Genomic DNA, 1,771 nt, shown 5'->3' with positions numbered 1-1,771 from the left:
AATTACACAAGTATCGTTTTTCTCTAGCCAAGTTCTAGTATTAAATTACGGAGCTTATCAGCTAGATCAGGTGACTTAATTAAAGCACCATGACAAGGAAGTAAAATTTTAGGCGGTGAAATTTCAATAAGTTGCATTACCGCGCTGGCAAAGACTTTTCGATCTTTAATACCAAAATTAGGAAATACTTTAACCATTTTTACAATGTCACATATTGGGCCTTCAGTATGTTTTTGGCCCGAAAAGGCATCCACAACATGCCAAATATAGCCAATCTGCGCTGACTCTATAAGCCAAACCTCACCATTTTTCAAACCACTGGGTTCTTCTAGGGTAAGTCCTTCTGGTAGTGCATTGGCTAGCGATGATAATTCTTTGAACGTTAGCCCTGTCCTGTCAGTCAAGCGTGCATGAGCACTCTCAGATGCCACTAAATGAGCTTTTGGGGTAGGCTTTTGAGTATTCTATCAAACCAGCATTATGGTAGGTATAGGGGCGAGTAGATATTGGACTTCGCCTAATTCGATTAGGCTATCTTTAGCCTCTTCACTGAGGCCTGACACTGGACTATATAAACAAACGCCACCTGTTCTCAGTTTAATAGCCGTGCATCTAAGGCTATTTTTGGTGGCGGTATATAATGTAGCAGAGCCATCAACTGCTTCAAACGTGGATAATTTAGCTGCCATCGGTACTTTCTTTGTCGTGGTCAAATTATAGCGGTCAAATAAATCTGCTCATGGTTCCGTAGTCTACCCAATATAACGCTTAAGCATTTTTTCTATTTGACCACTAGCCCTATAATTAGTGTTTATTTAATAACTTTTTTATACCAATCGACAATACCTTCACCAATTTCGTGTGGATGCGACTCTTGTAGATAATGCTTTCCTTCACCTAAATCTACTGCAGTAATATTTTTCCACGTTTCAGCGATATGCTCACCTAATTCTCGATTAATAATTAGTCCTGGCTCTGCATAAAATAACAACTTAGGCACATCTGAATTTTTGTGGTATTCATTATATGAATTAACAATGTCAGTGGTAAATTTTGGGACGCCATCAAACGAAATTTGACCAGGCCACATAAGCAGTGGTTTACGGCTCTTTTCTTCCAAATAAGGCGCTCGGTAATGGTCCATTTCTTCTTGAGTTAATTCTCTGCCCGCCATCATGGGTAGCATAGCCTCAATAAAGAAGTTGTTTTTAACAATCATTTCATGCCCTTCTGCAGGGTCACGAAATTTTTTAAATAATGTTTCTGTCTCTTTAGTCGTATTTTTCCAATAAGAAACTTGAGACATAGCTTCAAAAAAAACAATCCCTTTTATATTTTCTCTATGCTGATTGGCATAGTTAAAACCTAAAGCAGAACCCCAATCTTGAATGACTATAATGATATTTTTTAAGGCTAACTTTTCAATAAACGCATCTAAATAGGTAATATGGTCTTCAAATGTATAGTCTATATCGGGCTTGTCAGACTTACCCATTCCAATAAGATCGGGAACAACTACACGACCTAACGGACTTACATGCGGAATGATGTTTCGCCATAAATAACTTGATGTAGGGTTTCCGTGTATGAGTAAAAAAGTATCTTTAGAACTTTTGTCTCCTTCATCGACATAATGCATTTTAGAATCTAATACAGCTTGAAATTTAGATTCAAAAGGAAACGCTGCTGATATTGGTTTGTTGTTTGACATATTTATTCCTTTTTAAATGTTTAAATTGAATTTTTGCGATTTAAAACTCTTGCTGCTTTT

2 protein-coding genes are annotated in these 1,771 nt (G+C 37.1%); both read right to left on the bottom strand.

Annotated features, from left to right (window positions below):
* Window positions 1-23 precede the first annotated feature (23 nt).
* Window positions 24-431 (bottom strand): hypothetical protein, encoded by a 408-nt coding sequence (locus tag GQR46_RS19325; RefSeq protein WP_165742160.1) that lies wholly within the window; start codon window positions 429-431, stop codon window positions 24-26.
* A gap of 380 nt (window positions 432-811) precedes the next feature.
* A complete protein-coding gene (locus GQR46_RS19320) occupies window positions 812-1,711 on the bottom strand; it encodes a haloalkane dehalogenase (RefSeq protein WP_165728953.1) in 900 nt (299 codons plus the stop codon).
* Window positions 1,712-1,771 lie beyond the last annotated feature (60 nt).

Origin of the sequence: Pseudoalteromonas sp. Z1A6, from assembly GCF_011378745.1 — a bacterium.
Classification (GTDB): domain Bacteria; phylum Pseudomonadota; class Gammaproteobacteria; order Enterobacterales; family Alteromonadaceae; genus Pseudoalteromonas; species Pseudoalteromonas arctica.
This window is presented reverse-complemented; position numbering and strand designations above follow the sequence as displayed.